Origin of the sequence: Chromatocurvus halotolerans (assembly GCF_004340525.1) — a bacterium.
Taxonomy (GTDB): Bacteria; Pseudomonadota; Gammaproteobacteria; order Pseudomonadales; family Halieaceae; genus Chromatocurvus; species Chromatocurvus halotolerans.
In genome coordinates, this window is the sequence record NZ_SLWX01000018.1 from 1 (window position 1) to 16,903 (window position 16,903).

At 59.8% G+C, this 16,903-nt stretch carries 16 protein-coding genes; 8 read left to right on the plus strand and 8 right to left on the minus strand.

Annotation, left to right across the window (positions count from 1 at the left end):
- Positions 1-101 precede the first annotated feature (101 nt).
- Positions 102-1,550, plus strand: a complete 1,449-nt coding sequence (locus EV688_RS14910; protein ID WP_117319308.1) for a TrkH family potassium uptake protein — start codon at positions 102-104, stop codon at positions 1,548-1,550.
- A 10-nt stretch (positions 1,551-1,560) separates the two neighbouring features.
- Here the strand turns inward: EV688_RS14910 and djlA are convergent, their stop codons facing one another.
- Together djlA and EV688_RS14920 are read right to left on the minus strand one after the other, a co-directional pair.
- Entirely contained in the window at positions 1,561-2,358 is a 798-nt protein-coding gene (gene djlA / locus EV688_RS14915; protein ID WP_117319307.1) for a co-chaperone DjlA, read from the minus strand.
- 50 nt (positions 2,359-2,408) lie between these two features.
- Positions 2,409-3,278, minus strand: coding sequence for a lysophospholipid acyltransferase family protein (locus EV688_RS14920; protein WP_243650302.1), 870 nt, complete (start codon positions 3,276-3,278; stop codon positions 2,409-2,411).
- Between the two features lie 165 nt (positions 3,279-3,443).
- On the opposite strand from EV688_RS14920, the gene glyQ reads away from it, so the two are divergent.
- The 4 genes from glyQ to EV688_RS14940 all read left to right on the plus strand — a co-directional run bounded on the left by glyQ (position 3,444) and on the right by EV688_RS14940 (position 8,682).
- On the plus strand, positions 3,444-4,388 hold the full coding sequence (gene glyQ / locus EV688_RS14925) for a glycine--tRNA ligase subunit alpha (protein ID WP_117319305.1): 945 nt from the start codon (positions 3,444-3,446) through the stop codon (positions 4,386-4,388).
- A complete protein-coding gene (gene glyS / locus EV688_RS14930; protein WP_117319304.1) occupies positions 4,385-6,466 on the plus strand; it encodes a glycine--tRNA ligase subunit beta in 2,082 nt (693 codons plus the stop codon). Before glyQ ends, glyS begins: the two co-directional genes overlap by 4 nt.
- 18 nt (positions 6,467-6,484) lie before the next feature.
- A complete protein-coding gene (gene rmuC / locus EV688_RS14935; protein WP_117319303.1) occupies positions 6,485-7,789 on the plus strand; it encodes a DNA recombination protein RmuC in 1,305 nt (434 codons plus the stop codon).
- A gap of 164 nt (positions 7,790-7,953) precedes the next feature.
- On the plus strand, positions 7,954-8,682 hold the full coding sequence (locus tag EV688_RS14940; RefSeq protein WP_117319302.1) for a methyltransferase domain-containing protein: 729 nt from the start codon (positions 7,954-7,956) through the stop codon (positions 8,680-8,682).
- A 66-nt stretch (positions 8,683-8,748) separates the two neighbouring features.
- Here the strand turns inward: EV688_RS14940 and EV688_RS17490 are convergent, their stop codons facing one another.
- On the minus strand, positions 8,749-8,892 hold the full coding sequence (locus tag EV688_RS17490) for a hypothetical protein (protein WP_162883986.1): 144 nt from the start codon (positions 8,890-8,892) through the stop codon (positions 8,749-8,751).
- A 415-nt stretch (positions 8,893-9,307) separates the two neighbouring features.
- Between EV688_RS17490 and EV688_RS17745 the strand changes: the two genes are divergently transcribed.
- The 3 genes from EV688_RS17745 to EV688_RS14950 all read left to right on the plus strand — a co-directional run bounded on the left by EV688_RS17745 (position 9,308) and on the right by EV688_RS14950 (position 11,260).
- A complete protein-coding gene (locus EV688_RS17745) occupies positions 9,308-9,862 on the plus strand; it encodes a hypothetical protein (protein ID WP_240624440.1) in 555 nt (184 codons plus the stop codon).
- 17 nt (positions 9,863-9,879) lie between these two features.
- Complete coding sequence (locus tag EV688_RS17750) at positions 9,880-10,317, plus strand: GGDEF domain-containing protein (RefSeq protein ID WP_279388124.1); 438 nt, start codon at positions 9,880-9,882, stop codon at positions 10,315-10,317.
- A gap of 70 nt (positions 10,318-10,387) precedes the next feature.
- Positions 10,388-11,260, plus strand: coding sequence for a spermidine synthase (locus EV688_RS14950; RefSeq protein ID WP_117319300.1), 873 nt, complete (start codon positions 10,388-10,390; stop codon positions 11,258-11,260).
- 130 nt (positions 11,261-11,390) lie between these two features.
- On the opposite strand, the gene EV688_RS17935 is transcribed toward EV688_RS14950, so the two are convergent.
- The 5 genes from EV688_RS17935 to dnaN all read right to left on the minus strand — a co-directional run bounded on the left by EV688_RS17935 (position 11,391) and on the right by dnaN (position 16,841).
- On the minus strand, positions 11,391-11,765 hold the full coding sequence (locus tag EV688_RS17935) for a type II toxin-antitoxin system RelE/ParE family toxin (RefSeq protein ID WP_117319299.1): 375 nt from the start codon (positions 11,763-11,765) through the stop codon (positions 11,391-11,393).
- Positions 11,677-11,922 carry a type II toxin-antitoxin system ParD family antitoxin gene (locus tag EV688_RS14960; protein WP_117319298.1) on the minus strand — a complete coding sequence of 82 codons (246 nt, stop codon included), beginning with the start codon at positions 11,920-11,922 and terminating at the stop codon, positions 11,677-11,679. The genes EV688_RS17935 and EV688_RS14960 overlap by 89 nt, the downstream gene beginning before the upstream one ends.
- A 109-nt stretch (positions 11,923-12,031) precedes the next feature.
- Positions 12,032-14,455 carry a DNA topoisomerase (ATP-hydrolyzing) subunit B gene (gyrB, locus tag EV688_RS14965; RefSeq protein ID WP_117319297.1) on the minus strand — a complete coding sequence of 808 codons (2,424 nt, stop codon included), beginning with the start codon at positions 14,453-14,455 and terminating at the stop codon, positions 12,032-12,034.
- A 76-nt stretch (positions 14,456-14,531) separates the two neighbouring features.
- Complete coding sequence (gene recF / locus EV688_RS14970) at positions 14,532-15,710, minus strand: DNA replication/repair protein RecF (RefSeq protein WP_205686713.1); 1,179 nt, start codon at positions 15,708-15,710, stop codon at positions 14,532-14,534.
- 27 nt (positions 15,711-15,737) lie between these two features.
- Complete coding sequence (gene dnaN / locus EV688_RS14975) at positions 15,738-16,841, minus strand: DNA polymerase III subunit beta (protein ID WP_117319295.1); 1,104 nt, start codon at positions 16,839-16,841, stop codon at positions 15,738-15,740.
- Positions 16,842-16,903: the final 62 nt, after the last annotated feature.

The window sequence follows — 16,903 nt, forward strand, 5'->3', positions numbered from 1 at the left end:
ACTCAGAACCACCAGAAGCAAAACTAACAGCTTTGAACCGTTACCACGACTTTAAACCGTGTCTGTCGGACGTGAGTCCGACAGACTGCTAGGCGGTAGCCGTGCACTTCTCGATCATCGCCAAGATACTCGGCGTGCTGCTGACCCTGTTCAGCAGTACGCTGCTGGTTCCACTCACCGTGGCGGTGATTGCCGACGACGCCACAGTCACCGGATTCTCCTACGCCTTCGCGCTCACCCTCACCAGCGGTCTGACGCTCTGGCTGCCTTTCCGCTCGCGTCAGCGCGAGCTGCGCATACGCGACGGCTTCCTCGTGACATCCCTGTTCTGGACCATCCTGGGGCTGTTCGGGTCGCTGCCCTTCGCGCTGACGGAGTCCCTCGGCGTCGACCCGATGGATGCCGTGTTCGAGTCCATTTCCGGACTGACCACGACCGGCGCCACGGTACTCACCGGCCTTGACGATATGCCCGCCTCCATTCTGCTTTACCGGCAACTGCTGCAGTGGCTCGGCGGCATCGGCATCATCGTCATCGCGGTGGCCATTCTGCCGATGCTAGGCATCGGGGGCATGCAGCTGTACCGAACAGAAATACCCGGGCCGTCCAAGGACACCAAGCTGACGCCGCGCATCGCGGGCACCGCAAAGGCGCTGTCCGCCGTCTATCTTTCGCTGACGGTGCTGTGCGGTGCGGCCTACTATGCCGCCGGCATGAGCGCCTTCGATGCCCTCTGCCATGCCATGTCCACGGTTGCCATCGGTGGCTTCAGCACGCATGACGCGAGCATGGGTTTCTTCGACAGCAACGTGATTCTTCTGATCTGTAGCCTGTTCATGCTGATCTCGGGTATCAGCTTCGGCATGCACTACATTGCCTGGAGCCGGCGCAACTTCAGCGGCTACCGCAGCGACTCGGAGACGCGCTTTTATCTTAACGCCATCGCCATCTGCACGATCATCACCTGCGGTTTTCTGCTCGCCAGTGCCACGCTGGATCTTGAGGACAGCCTGGTGCACGGTCTTTTCCAGACCATTTCCATTGTCACGACAAGCGGGTTTGCCACACAGGATTTCAGTATCTGGCCGCTGTTCCTGCCCATCATGCTGATCATGTTTTCCTTTATGGGTGGCTGCGTGGGCTCCACCGCCGGGGGCATCAAGGCCATGCGGCTGATGCTCATCTATAAACAGGGAATACGCGAGATGAAGCAGCTGGTCCACCCGCATGCGGTGATTCCGCTCAAGGTGGGCAACCGGCGGGTTGAGGCCAACGTGATCAGTGCCGTGTGGAGTTTTTTCGCGGTGTATACCTTTGTGTTTATTGTCCTGATGCTTGCGATCATGGCCACGGGACTGGATTTTCTGACCGCGTTCTCTGCCATGGCAGCAACGCTGAACAATCTCGGCCCCGGTCTCGGCGAGGTCGCCGCCAACTATGCGGGGATCACGGATTTCAGCAAGGGCGTCCTATGCCTTGCGATGCTGCTGGGGCGACTCGAAATCTTTACGCTGCTGGTGCTGTTCACGCCGGCATTCTGGCGACGCTGATCGCGACGGCCTACTTCAGGCCACGCGACTTGCGGATCATGTCGTAGGCCACCTGTATCTCCTGGGCCCGCTCCGTCGCGACCTTGAGCATGTCCTCGGGCACGCCGCGGGCGATCAGCTTGTCGGGATGGTGCTCACTCATCAGTTTGCGATAGGCGCGCTTGAGCGCACGGTCATCCACCTTCTCGCTGACGCCCAGTGCCGCATAGGCATCCTTGAGGCTCGTCCCCGGCTGCACGCCCCCCGAGGCACCGCGGTCGCCGTGGAAGTGCTCCTGCGCCCGGGTCATGTTGAGCAGCTGCTCCAGCTGGGCATCGCTGTAACCCAGCAGGCCGGCCAGGCGACCGAGCACGGCACGCTCCGCGGGCTCCAGCGCATGATCCGCGAGCGCCAGCGAAATCAGGAAGAGCAGCAGCGTCTGCCTGAGGCGGCGCTGACCGTGGCAGGCCCTGAGGAACTCGGCAACCACCGGCTCAGGGTCGAAACCCGCCGCAGAGCCCCGCTTGAACAGGCTGATGGCCTCCTGACGCTGGTGCGCATCGAGACCCATTTGCCGGAACAGGGCCTCGGTGTGCGCAACTTCTTTCTCTGACACCCGACCATCGGCCTTGGCAACATGGCCCAGCAACAGGAAACAGGTGTCAAAAAAGCTTTTTTGCGTCCTGGCTATCTGCTCGGGGGAGCCGTAGTGCAGCGTTTTCAGCAGCCCGCGATCAAACGCGTGGCCGAGGAGAAGACCGAGAATAAGTCCCACCGGGCCGGCGACCAGAAGACCGATGAGGCCGGCTACGAGCTTACCGTAGAACATAAGCGTTGCCTGAATCGGTCATGGATGGAGGCATCATGGATGGAAGCATCCTAAAGGTTTCTGTAATGATCCGGGTACACGGCGGGCCGCTGTCGAAAACGCTTGTACTCCCACTGGTACTGCTCGGGACAATGGCGCAGACAGGCCTCGACGCCTCGGTTCAGGGCCGCCAGAGAGCGCTCAAGGTCGGCAGAGTAGATATCCTCCTCGGCGGGCAGAAAGCGGATGTGGAACCCGCCCTTCACTCGCTGCGCAAAGCCGAAAACGGCCAGCGCGCCGCTACGCTGTATGACCTTGCTCGCCAGCGTACCGGTAAAACATGGAATGTTCATGAATGGCACATTGAGACCCGCCGTCATCGCCCGTGGCACCTGATCCGGAAGAATGCCGGAAATCTGCCCCTCGCGCACGCTGCGCACCAGGGCCGCCAGGCCGCGGGGAGTCGTCGGCACCAGCCGGGCCCCGCTGCGCTCCCTGGCGCTGCGCAGCAGTCCGTCCAGTTCCCGCATGTGAGGCGGCTCGTAAAGCGATACCAGGGGACCCAACAACGCAACATGCAGGCCAAGCACCTCCCAATTGCCGAGGTGCGGTCCGAGAACGACTACGCCACGGCCTGAAGCCAAGGCGGCACGCACGGCGTCTTCTCCAGAGACTTCGCGAATCAGTCCCTTTACGTGCCCGATGTCTCTGAGCCACACATGCCCCATTTCACAGGCAGCCTGTGCGGTGGCGGAAAAACTCCCACGAGCCAGTCGATGCTGCTCAGGCGGGCCAAGTTCCGGAAAAGCCAGGCGGACATTGCGCTCGGTGATGCGGCGACTGGGCGGGGACCGCAGCCATGCGACCCGCGCCGCGACGCGCCCCAGCGCGCGGGCTGCAGACAGCGGCAGCCAGGCGCAAATACCCAGCAGGAGGCGCACTGCGCCAGCCCTGACGGATCGGGGCAATGTTGAGGGTGTTAACGGGGGAGAGCGACGCGACATCGCCGCATATTATGCCGCCAAAAGACACTGTATAATAGCGCCCTTTTTGCGCCACTGACTTCCAGTGATCGCAACAGGACAGGCAAAGGCACGCGCAACCCTATGCAACAGACCCTCACCTTTCAGGACCTGATCCTGCGCCTGCAGGCCTTCTGGGGCGAACATGGCTGCGTGATACTGCAGCCTCTGGACATGGAAGTCGGCGCTGGCACCTTCCACCCGGCAACCTTCCTGCGCGCTCTGGGACCGGAAAACTGGAATGCCGCCTACGTCCAGCCCAGCCGTCGACCGACCGACGGCCGCTACGGCGAGAATCCGAACCGCCTGCAGCATTATTACCAGTTCCAGGTGGTCATGAAGCCGTCACCGCCGGATTTCCAGGAGCTGTACCTGCAATCCCTCACTGCCCTCGGGGTGGACATGGAAATCCACGACGTCCGCTTTGTCGAGGATAACTGGGAGTCGCCCACTCTGGGTGCCTGGGGTCTGGGCTGGGAAGTGTGGCTCAACGGCATGGAAGTCACGCAGTTCACCTACTTCCAGCAGGCCGGCGGCCTTGAGTGTTTCCCGGTCACGGGTGAAATTACCTACGGCCTGGAGCGGATCGCGATGTATCTGCAGGGCGTCGATAGCGTGTACGACCTGGTCTGGGCGCAGACGCCAGCGGGGCCTGTCACCTACGGCGACGTCTACCATCAGAATGAAGTGGAAATGTCGCGCTACAATTTTCAGGAGGCGGATGTCGATTTCCTGTTCCAGCAGTTTGACCACTGCGAGAAAGAGGCGCAGCGGCTGGTTCAGGCAGCGCTGCCCCTGCCGGCCTATGAGCTGGTCATGAAGGCATCACACACGTTCAACCTGCTCGACGCGCGCCACGCCATATCGGTCACCGAGCGCCAGCGATTCATCCTGCGGGTGCGAACCCTGGCCAGGGCAGTTGCCGGTGCCTATGTCGACGCCCGCGCGCGCCTGGGCTTCCCCATGGCATCCGACGCCCACCGTGAGCAGGCCCTGTCACAGTGGCAGGCAGCGGAGGCGAAATCATGAGCACCGCGGCCGTACTGGTAGAGCTGGGCACTGAAGAACTGCCGCCAACGTCGCTGGCAGCACTGGGCCTGGCGTTCCGCGACGGTATCGTCGCTGCGCTGAAAGAGCAGGGGCTGGTCATTCACGGCGATGCGCAGTGGTATGCCACGCCCCGACGTCTTGCCGTGGTGATTGACGCCGTGGAGACACAGGCGGCGGCGACCACCATCACCCTGCTGGGGCCACCGGCAGACAGGGCACGCACGAACACCGGCGACTGGAGCCCGGCCGCACTCGGTTTCGCGCGCAAACAGGGCATTGAGCCTGCACAGCTGCAGGAAATCGATACGGAGAAAGGTCTTCGACTGGGCCTGCAGCAGGAGCAGGCCGGCGCCAGTCTCCGCGACGTACTGATCGATGCGATCAACAGCAGCATATCCAACCTGCCCATCGCGAAGCGCATGCGCTGGGGCAGCAGCCGCGTTGAATTTGTCCGCCCCGCGCACTGGGTGGTGGCTCTCGTCGATGAAGACGTCGTTCAGGGCGAGGTACTCGGTATCGCCACTGGCAGGACGACGCGCGGCCATCGCGTGCACAGCAATCACGACATTGAGCTGTCTGCCCCCGGCGATTACGTGTCAACACTGGAAGCGGCACGCGTGGTGCCTGAGGTTGCCCGTCGCCGCCAGATGATTCTCGATCAGGTAAAGGTGGAAGCCAGCGCCATCGGCGCGCACGCCGTCATCGACGACGATCTGCTGGACGAGGTCACCGGCCTGGTGGAATGGCCTGTCGCCCTCACCGGCGCGTTTGAAGCGCGCTTCCTCGACGTGCCCGCCGAAGCGCTTATCTCTTCCATGAAGGAACATCAGAAGTATTTTCACCTGGTGGATGACGGCGGCAAGCTGCTGCCGAATTTCATCACCATCAGCAATATCGAGAGCAAGGACCCGATTCAGGTGATCGCGGGCAACGAGCGCGTCATCCGACCGCGCCTGAGCGATGCCGCGTTCTTCTATGAGCAGGATCGCCGGAAAACCCTCGACAGTCGCGTGGACTCACTCGAGCAGGTCGTGTTCCAGAAAGCACTCGGCACGCTCTACGACAAGACCCTGCGGTTGACGGGACTGGCTCGCGGGCTGGCGGGCACCCTGGGCGCCGATCCCGCGCACTGCGAGCGTGCAGCCAGGCTGGCCAAGACCGATCTTGTCAGCGAGATGGTGCTTGAGTTTGCTGACCTGCAAGGGATAGCGGGCGCTTACTACGCTCGCAACGACGGTGAACCGGAGGCGGTAGCTACCGCGCTGCAGCAACAGTACTGGCCGCGCTTTTCCGGCGACCGGCTGCCATCGGAACCGGTGGCGACCTGCCTGGCACTGGCGGATCGCCTCGATACGCTCGTGGGGATATTCGGGATCGGACAGCCACCCACCGGATCACGTGACCCCTTTGCACTGCGCCGCGCCTCCCTCGCGGTGCTGCGCATCCTGGTGGAGAAAGCCATCGATACCGACCTGCGCGTCTGCCTAGAGCTGGCGCGGGACCAGTATCCGCAGGGCGTGCTAGGCACCGACAGTATCGACCCCGTGCTCGATTACATGCTGGAGCGCTTCCGCGCCTGGTTCGAGGACGAGGGCATTCCGGCTGAGCACTTCCGCGCTGTGGCCGCGCTGGGTCTCACCCGGCCGCTGGAGTTCCAGCAGCGGGTGCATGCCGTGCATCGCTTCAGCCAGCTTCCGGAATCCGCGGCTCTCGCCGCGGCGAACAAGCGCGTTGCCAATATCCTGGGCAAGCTCGATCGCGAACACAGCTTTGCCAGCGTCGATCCGACACGCTTTGTTGAAACAGAAGAGGGCGCGCTATGGCAATCCCTGGCGCAGTCCGGCGATGCCGCCCGACAACAGCTCGCTGCCGGTGCGTACACCGAGGCGCTGGCTGAGCTTGCAGCACTGCGCGATCCCGTCGACGCCTTTTTTGACAGGGTCATGGTCAATGCAGAGGACGAGTCCCTGCGCCGCAACCGGCTGAATCTTCTGCACGAGCTTCGGCAGGTGTTCATGCAGGTAGCGGATATCTCACAGCTGGTGGTGTCACGCTGATACGGATACGCTCTGCGTATGCCCGCTATCGACGCATCGCTGTATCCGCTGATTGCCACCTGTCTGGTATCGGGTGCCGTCGCCGGGGTCCTGCTGTGCCTCGCCCTCGTCTGGCCGCGCCTGCGCCGGCTGGAGAGACTGCAGAAACAGCACGCCGACCTTTCCCGGCGTCTTGCCGGTAGCGAGGCGACGCTGCAGGAGCGTGATCGACGCTATCGCGAGCAGGTAAAGTTTCTGCGTGACAGCCGGGAACAGCTGACGCGCGATTTCGAAAATCTCGCCAACCGCATCTTCGACGACAAGGGACGGCGTTTCAACGCCAGCAGTCGTGAATCCCTCGAGGCACTGCTGCGGCCCTTCCGGGAGCAGATTCACAGCTTCCAGTCGCGCGTCAACGAGGTGCACGCCGAGGCTCTGCGCGGCAATACCCTGCTGGAGGGGGAAATCCGCAAGGTCCTCGAGACCGGCCTGCAGATGAACGTGCAGGCGAGCAATCTGGCACAGGCCCTGAAAGGCGACAACAAGGCCATGGGCAACTGGGGTGAAGCGCAGCTGGAGCGCACGCTGGAGCTGTCGGGACTGCTGCGCGGCGATCACTACGACAGCCAGCGCGCTTTCACCGACCCGGATGGGCGTCGACGCTTGCCGGATTTTCTCATCAAGCTTCCCGACGGCAAACACCTGGTCATCGACAGCAAGGTATCTCTGCTCGACTACAGCCGCGCAGTGTCCGCTCCCGGCGAAACCGAACGTAAGGAAGCGCTGACTTCTCACGCAAAGTCTGTGAAACGGCACATTGATGATCTGGCGGCCAAGGATTACGGCAACCTCGCTGAACTGGGAAGCCCCAGCTTCGTGCTGATGTTCATGCCCGTGGAACCGGCTTACATCGAAGCCCTGAAAGCCGACCGCGGACTCTTCGACTACGGCTATCAGCGCAATGTGGTGCTGGTGTCGCACACGACCCTGATGCCGGTACTGCGAACGGTGGCAAACCTGTGGATGGTTGACCGCAGCCATCGTGAAGTCCGCGAAATCGCCGACGCCGCCGGCGATATCTATAATCAGGTAAGCACCCTGTCAAAGCGACTTTCCGGACTCGGAAAGTCTCTCACCGCCGCAAGCAATCACTACAACAGTACCGTCACCGCTCTCGTGGGAAACCAGGGGTTACATGGCAAGGTTGATCGCTTCAAGGGACTCTCGGCGCGCGCCAGCAAGACTCTGCCCGACATGGAGTCGCTGCACCTGGACAGCGAAGGCGAGCGAATCGATCTCGCCATGCAGGCCCGGCGGCTGGATGGCAGCGATGAAGACAGTTGATGAAAAACGGACTCGCGTGCCGCTGTACCGCTCACTGCACGGCAAGACAGGCGTAAGCAGCGCGCGGCGGGGCACCATGCGTTAGGGGGGTCTGGCACTGTTTACGCCGTCACCACAGACCGGTACCGTTGATGTCCCATGAATTGCCGGTGTAACGACACGCAGTGAATATCGATGAGCTAAAAGAAGCCGCAATGGCGACGAAGAAACGCTTCGATGTCGAGAAGGAGCAGATAACCGCCTTCAAGTGGTATCCCTATGGGACCTTGAGCAGCCTGTGGCACCTCGATGCCATGTTCCCCGACGAAGAGTTGATGGACCTGCTCAAGGGGAAGTCATTGGTTGACCTTGGTGCGCAGGACGGCGACAACGCTTTCTTTTACGAAAGCCTGGGGATCAACTGCACGGCTATCGATAACCCGCCCACCAATCACAATGGAATGCAGGGCATCCGGGCCATGAAGGATGCGCTTCAGTCGAAGGTGCCGATTCACGAGATTGATCTCAACGGCTCCTTCGAGCTACCCGAAGACTATGACGTCGGCCTGCTTCTGGGCGTGCTTTACCATCTGGAGAATCCGGTTTACGCGTTAAAGCAGATCGGCAAGCGCGTAAACACCCTGCTTCTGTCTACGAAGGTTGCGTCCCACGCAGGTCCCGAGGCAGATGCCGTTTGCATTGCCGATCTGCCGCTCGCTTACTTCCTCGATTCACGAGAAGCGAATAACGATCCTACGAACTTCTGGGTGTTCAGCGAAACTGCCCTCCATCGTCTGTTCAAGCGCAGCGGATGGGACGTCGTGAAATACCGGACCGTAGGCAAGGAACGCTCGGACCCATATTCCCCTGACGGGAACCAGAGGGCTTTCGCCTTACTGCAACGCAGCGCCTGATCTGTGGCGACAAACTGCCCATTAACCATCCATCACCCGGCGCTGACTGCGCCCATGTTCTACACGTCAGGCAGGAGTCGCCTTCTTCTCTTTGGGTTGAACGCCGCTGACCCCGGAGGGGACTGCCGTGATTTTCCCGCCATCTCGCTTGTAAGTCTGAATTTGCTGATCAAGCTCCCGGCGCGAGAGCTCCTCTTTCTTCTTGGCCATGATGCTGTACCTACTTTACCTGACGATGATTTTCGAGGCACGCGATGAACCCATCACACCTCTCAGTGTTTGCAGTCCATAGCATACGCGGTAGCTGGGCTCATCGGGGCTTTCGGTCAGCTAAATCAGTCCCCGAGGCGCAGAAAAACCATCACCTGGTGAAAATAGGCTGACTCGGGACTGTGCAGAGACATGACCTGGCGAGGGAGCAGAACTACCCTGAAAGCCGCTGGTGGATCGCACCCTTGTTCAATTTACGGGACGGGAGCTGTGCTCGTACACGGACCCACCCCATCAGCTTTCCATGTCAATGGCTGGTCAAGTGCTAGACTGAGCATTCATGGTGCCCTCCAGCCGACCCTCGGCCCCAAACCTCAGGCAATCGCTCCGATGAAAAAATCTAGTGAGACCCGGGATGATCTCGCAAATAAGCGGCAGACTGCTGGCGGTGCGCGGGATGATGCCTCCAACAGGCGAGACCGGCGTGCAGATCAGCGTGATCTGGCCGGTCAGGCACGGGACGATAAATTGGACATGTCTGATCTGGCGGGTCAGGCACGAGACGGCGCTGGGGATGAGCGGGATAATGCCGGGGACGTCCGCGATCATGTGGCCGGACTGCGCGATTCTGCCGCTGAACAGCGTGACCGGACTGCCGAGGAGTTTGATTCGCGGAACCGGAGCCGATCTCCAAATCGGATTCTCCGTTCAGAACTTGCTCGCCATGAGGCGGCATCCGACCGAGAGGCCGCATTTCAGGATCGCAGCGCAAGTGCACAGGAGAGGACAGAGGCCCAACGCGATCGCCGGGCAGCACTGGCAGACCGGCACGTCGGTGCCCGGCAGCGTAGGCTCGCCGAAGCCGATCGCAACACCGCATCCAGCGACCGAGCCGCAGGGCTGTCCGAACGCGCCAATGCGCAACTTGACCGGTCAAGCGCCCGCATTGACCGCGAAGTATCAGCGGTAGATCGCGAGGACGCCTCCATCGACCCACTCACAGGGGTCCTTCTCCGCAGAGCAGGCTTCGCAGCGCTGAGCCGCGATATCGCCCGGGCCCGGCGTACGAACATTCCTCTCGTGGTCTGCTTCATCGACGTCGATCATCTGAAAACTGTCAATGACGGGCAGGGCCACGCCGCAGGCGACCAGATGTTGCTGAACGTAGCCAGCACGTTGCGCAGCCGACTGCGGGCTTCCGACCTTATCTTCCGTTACGGTGGTGACGAGTTCGTTTGCATTTTCCCTGACTCGGACAGCTCCTTTGGTGAGCTACGGCTGGCGCAGGTGAATGAGGAATTGGCGCGTTGCCCGTCGCCAGCCTCTGTGACCGCCGGATTCGCTGAGCTGAGACCAGAGGACTCGAGCGAGGACCTCGTGGCGCGCGCAGATTCTGAGCTGTACCGGAAGCGGAAGCTGCGCTGATTACGGGATTCGTGAGCGCTTGATCGACCGGTTGCATGGGCAAGTGCAGCCTCAATGCGAGACTGAAGCTATGAAAATCCTGCGCGGCGGCAGCACCGGAATCTGCTTTTCCCTGGCGTTCGCCCTGTACACATGCTGTTTGGCGACTACTGCGCGGTCGCAAGCCGCGCCACCGTTACAGATCCAGTCGCCGGCGCCAGCACAGGTCGTTTTCGAGGCGCCCAGTGACTTCAACCGCCGCGTTTTTGTCGTGGACAAGGACGGCTTCCGCTCCATGCGCTTTGGCAACCTGTCTGGCGAAGATCAGAGCCGGATCCGGCTTGGCCATCCGGAGCAATTGCCCATGCCCTATCTCCGCAGCGCGGCCGTTGGCCTGGCCGTGCCCCTTAGGCTGGAAAGGCTATTGATGATCGGGCTGGGCGGCGGTGCCTTCCCCAGTTTCGTGCAGGCACGGCTACCCGAAGTTTACGTGGATGCCGTTGAGATCGATCCTGTAGTTGCCCGAATCGCCAAAAAATACTTCTCGCTTAAGGAGGCAGAAAAGCTGCGAGTCCACGTTGTGGACGCGGTGGAATTTGTAAAGCAGCGCAACACGCTCTATGACTACATCTTTCTCGATGCCTACGATGCCGACGAGCTTCCGATGTCCCTGACAACACACCGCTTTTTCCGGGACATAAGGGCGAACCTCGCCCCCGGCGGGGTTGTTGTGGTAAACATCGCGATAAGCAGCGACTACAAAACACGTAAATTAATCGGAAAGCTCTCCGGCTACTACGATCACTGTCTGCAAATGCGCAGTACACCCAGCCTCAATGATGTGCTGCTGCTATCCGATGCGCCGATCCCGGAGAGCCATGAGCTGATTGCCCGGGTGGAGAAGTTTGGTGCTACCGGTATCGCCATGCGGCAGCATATTGACGCTGCGAAAGACTGCACGTGACTGTGGGCGCGCGGTCTATCGGCCGGAAGCTGACCGCCACCGAATACCGGGGCTCGGTGCGGCGATAATCTGAATTGTCGCGAGCGGATAACGGCACTGCGCTGTTCGATTTCGATCGCTCAGGTTGAAACTACCAAAGGTGCCGGGGGGCCTCCATGCGGTAGTGCAGTACGCGCACTATCTGAAGGTGCGTACCAGTCTGTTGGTAGAAGATGATGTGCGAGCGGTGTTCGTATCGGCGCAGTCCCGCTCCGAGGTGTTCGGCGCGACGCCCCAGCCTGGGATTGTCTGCAAGTCGATCGAAACATGCGCCGAGCTCATCGCGATAGCACCGCGACTGTTCAATCCCGTGGCGCTTGATGGTGTAGTCGGCGATCGCCTCAAGATCCACTGCCGCGCGACGTGAAAAGCGATACTCAGCCATCCGACGAACGGTATCGGGCCTCCGCGCTGGCCCAGATATCGTCAAGAATCTGATCACTCGGCCCGCTGGCAAGGCCTTCATCGATGGCGGCTTTGAGCGCGCTGGCCTTTTCCTGCTCGCGCCGAATCAGGTCTCGCAGGTACTCGCTGTCGTTGGTGTAATCGCCACTGACGACCTGCGCCTTGATCCAGTCGTCCTGGGCATCCGTCAAAGTAATCGTCTTACGTACCGTGGCCATCGCTGAATCCCTGCACTCGCTTCATACTATTGGTGCAGTATAGCACGGTGGCTATGGCGCTGGAGTCACATGATCGCCCATTACTTTTCAACGCGAACAAAACTCGCAATCAGACGTCGAGGTTAGCTACCGACAGAGCATTCTGCTCGATAAACTCCCGCCGTGGATCAACCTGGTCACCCATCAGTGTCGTGAAAATCTGGTCGGCCTTGATCGCGTCCTCAACCGTGACCTGCAGCATACGACGGGTTTCAGGATCCATGGTGGTTTCCCAGAGCTGATCTGGATTCATCTCGCCCAGGCCTTTATAACGCTGAATACTATAGCCCTTGCGTGCCTCTGCCATGAGCCATGTCAGACCTTCAGCGAAATCCTGCGTCGCGAGCGTCTTGTCGCCACGCCGGAAGTAGCCTTCGGCCTCGATCAGGTTATTCAGCTCGTCACCCAGTGAACGCAGGCTGCGATATTCGCCGGAGGTAAAGAAATCCCGACGGATTTCGGTGTCTGTCTCTACGCCGTGGGCCAACAGGCGCACCACCGGGTAGAAATAGCCCTGCTCCGGCTCACGGCGTACCAGAACCGTGTAGCGGAAGCCTTTTTCCGTCGCCGTTTGCAGGCGATCGCGAAGCGCTTCTGCAAAGCCGGTCACCGCAGATTCGTCCTTCATGTCTTCGACGGTCAGGTGCAGACCATCAACCATCTGCCACAGCACGGGAGGCGCATAGACCCGGGAGAGACGATCGATGGTAGCGGCCACGGCACGATACTTTGCTACCAGCTCTGACAGCCCCTCGCCTGTAATCGGCGGGGCGTCGGGGTTGACGTACAGCGCGGCGCCGTCGAGCGCGGAGGAGGTCAAATAGTCTGTCAGGGCAGCTTCATCTTTCAGGTACTGGTGCTGCTTGCCGCGACTGATCTTGAACAGCGGTGGCTGCGCAATAAACACATGCCCACGGTCAATCAGCTCTCGCATCTGTCGGAAAAAGAAGGTCAGCAGGAGGGTTCTAATATGGGACCCATCTACGTCGGCGTCAGTCATGATAATGATACTGTGGTAACGCAATTTGTCCGCATTGAACTCTTCTTTTCCAACGCCACAGCCAAGGGCGGTCACCATGGTGCCAACTTCCACCGAGCTCAACATCTTGTCAAACCGGGCCTTTTCCACATTCAGAATCTTGCCCTTCAGGGGCAGAATCGCCTGGTATTTACGGTTTCTGCCCTGCTTGGCGGAACCACCGGCCGAATCACCCTCCACCAGATACAGTTCTGAAAGCGCGGGATCTTTCTCCTGGCAATCCGCGAGCTTCCCGGGCAGGCCAGCGATATCGAGTGCGCCCTTGCGCCGGGTCATATCCCTGGCCTTTCGGGCCGCCTCGCGGGCGCGGGCAGCATCCAGCATCTTGCCGACTACGGCCTTGGCCTCCTGGGGGTTCTCCAGCAGGTAGTCACCAAAATGCTGGCCCATCGCCTGCTCCACGGCGGTCTTCACCTCAGACGAGACCAGCTTGTCCTTGGTTTGCGAGGAGAACTTGGGGTCGGGGACCTTCACGGAAATCACCGCGGTCAGCCCCTCCCGCGCATCATCGCCGGTTGTGTTCACCTTGGCCTTCTTGGCAAGACCTTCCCGCTCTATGTAGTTGTTCAGGCTTCGCGTCAGCGCTGCGCGAAAGCCGGCCAGGTGGGTTCCACCATCCCGCTGGGGAATATTGTTGGTGTAACAGAAGATGTTCTCCTGGAAAGAATCATTCCACTGCATGGCGACCTCAACAGCGATACCGTCGGGCGTTTCCAGCAGAAAGTGAAATGCCTGGTTGACCGGTGTCTTGTTCTGGTTGAGGTATCGAACAAACTCCTGAAGGCCGCCTTCGTAGTGAAAATTATCGGTTTTGCCAGAACGCTCGTCCTTGAGGTTGATGTTGATGCCGGAATTCAGAAATGCCAGTTCACGCAGGCGTTTGGCCAACTGGTCAAAATGAAACTTGATATTGCTGAAGGTTTCCGAAGAGGGCTTGAAATGAATCAGCGTGCCGGATTTTTCGGTGGTTCCAACCTCGGCGAGCGGCGCCTGGGGAACACCGTGGCGATATTCCTGCTCGAACACCTTCCCTTCGCGCCAGATTCTCAACGTCAGACTCTCTGAGAGCGCATTGACCACTGATACACCAACGCCGTGGAGACCACCGGATACCTTGTAGCTGTTATCGTCGAACTTTCCGCCGGCGTGCAGTACCGTCATAATGACTTCCGCGGCGGAAACACCCTCGTCATGCATTTCCGTCGGTATGCCGCGCCCATCATCACTGACAGTGACCGATTCATCCGGGTGAATCACGATGTCGACCGTGCTGCAGTGGCCGGCCAGAGCCTCGTCGATGGAGTTATCAACGATCTCGAACACCATATGATGCAGGCCGGTGCCATCATCCGTATCGCCGATATACATACCCGGTCGCTTGCGTACTGCATCCAGGCCTTTAAGGACCTTGATACTCGAAGAATCGTAGGCGTGGTCGTTGTCGTGATCGGTCATATGTCTGATCTCTTTGTTTCAATAGGCGCGGCCGGGAAGAAGCGTCTTCCGCAACAGAAATGCGTCCCCATGCGTATCATTTCTCTTTCACTATCTGCCCATGTTCCACGTGGAACACTGACAACGGATCTGGCGGCCTCCAGACGTCGTGTAGATCAGCCAGATCAATACAGCTGATGAAAACTTGCGCGCGGGTTTGCTCTACCTCCTCGCAGACCAAACGCAAATGTTCATCATCCAGCTCTGACGGCAGATCATCCAGCAGGAAAATGCACCTGTCTCCGCCCCCGTCTTCGGCGAACAAGTGCCCCTGAGCAAGCTTGAGCGCACTTACCACCAGCTTCTGCTGTCCACGCGACAAAGTGTCCGACGCGGAAGCATCACCGGCGAGAATCCGAATGTCGGCTCTCTGCGGCCCGCTGTGGGTGAAGCCCTGCTCAAGGTCCACCACCAAACCGGCATTCAGGACTTCAAGCAATGATCTCTCTCGGTCCCAGCCCCGTCTGAACTGCAGCGTAACCGGCAAACTGTCCGGAAGTACTGACGCGACGACCTGCGCAAATCGCGTGCTGAGCCTGCTGAAGTAAACCTGTCGGCTCAGCGTCAACGACTCGCCAGCGGCCGCGAGTTCGTGAGTCCACGACATCAACTCAGCATCCCGTATATTACCACGCCGCAGAAGGGTATTGCGTTGCCTGATGCAACGTTGATAGCGCTGCCAAACCGTAAAGAAGGTGTGTTCCACGTGGAACACGCCCCAATCGAGAAAGCGACGGCGGTCACGAGGAGAGCCAGTCAGCAGATCAAAGCTGTCGCTGTTAAGCACCAATACCGGCAGCTCTGCGGCAAGGTGAGCGGCAGATCGAACCGGTAGCCCGGAAATCCTTATGTCAGCGTCGCCGTTTCTATGTCGCTGAACCCCCAATGAGCGCTCTCGCGCGTCCCGTTCCTCGTTGCCTGACGAAACTTCACCGTAGACAGTGAGATTGCCTGCACCATGACTGATGACAGAGCGAGCGGTGTATGAACGAAAAGAGCGTGCGGCAGACAGCAGGTGGATACTCTCCAGTACACTCGTCTTGCCACTACCGTTAGCGCCATAGAGTATATTTGCCGGCGACAGATCGGTAAGCCGCACCTGCGCGAGGTTGCGGACATTGTGAATATCCAGACGTGTCAGCATGGAAACCGCGTCGGTGCTGCCGAATCCAGCAATCTCTCCGTAATAGAAGCCGTAGACTGCTGTCTTGGACAAAAATGAATCAGCGGAGAAATATTCGCTTTACAGCCGCATGGGCATGACGACATACAGCGAGTCACCGGCATCCGACTCTTCAAGGACCGCACTGCTGTTGGGATCAGAAAGGGAAAAACGCACCGCTTCGCCAGACAGGACACCGAGCACATCCAGGAGATAACCAACATTGAACCCGACTTCCAGGGCGTCGCCGGTATACTCGACCGGTACGACTTCCTCCGCCTGTTCCTGCTCGGGATTATTTGCCTCGATTTCCAGCGTGTCCTGCGACAGCTTCAGTCGTACACCGCGGTATTTTTCGTTGGACAGGATGGCCGTGCGGGTAAAAGCCTGACGAAGCTGCAGCCGATCAGCAACAACGACCTTCTCGGCCGATCGTGGCAGCACGCGTTCATAATCCGGAAATTTCCCATCCACAAGCTTGGAGGTGAAACTGAAGCCCGGCGTGGTCGCACGAAAATGATTATCGCCGAGAATGACCGTAACTTCGTCTGTGTCATCGCCTAGCAGTCGGCCCAGCTCAAGAACACCTTTACGTGGCAGAATGACCTGGATATCGTCCACCGACTCGAGCGCGTCAGGTAATGTACATATCGCCAGGCGATGCCCGTCGGTGGCCACGAAACGCAATCGCCCACCTCGTATTTCCCAGAGCATACCGTTCAGATAGTAGCGCACGTCCTGCTGCGCCATCGCAAACGATGTCCGGTCAATCAATCGCCGCAACTGATGCGCTGACAGCACGAAATGATGACTGCCGATACTGTCTTCTATGTTCGGAAACTCCCTGGCTGGCAAGGTCAGCAACGAAAAGCGGCTGCGCCCGCAAGTCAATACCGCTTTTCCATCCTGGACGTGAAACTGGATGTCGCCGCCCTCTGGGAGCGACTTGCAGATATCGAGAAGCTTGCGGGCCGGAACCGTGATTTCACCCGGCTCTGCGCCGGCGGGCAACGCCACGCGCCCCACCAGCTCAACTTCCAGATCGGTACCGGTTAACGAAAGCTGCTCGCCATCAATCTGCAGCAGAACGTTGGCCAACACGGGAAGGGTATTTCTACGCTCCACGACACCCGCAACGAGGCTAAGGGGCTTGATAAGGGCGTCTCGCGGAACACTGAATTTCATGGATTTTCCTTCGCAGCTGCAGTCACGGGTCTGATGATCGGCACGCCTACGGCCGACCCTGA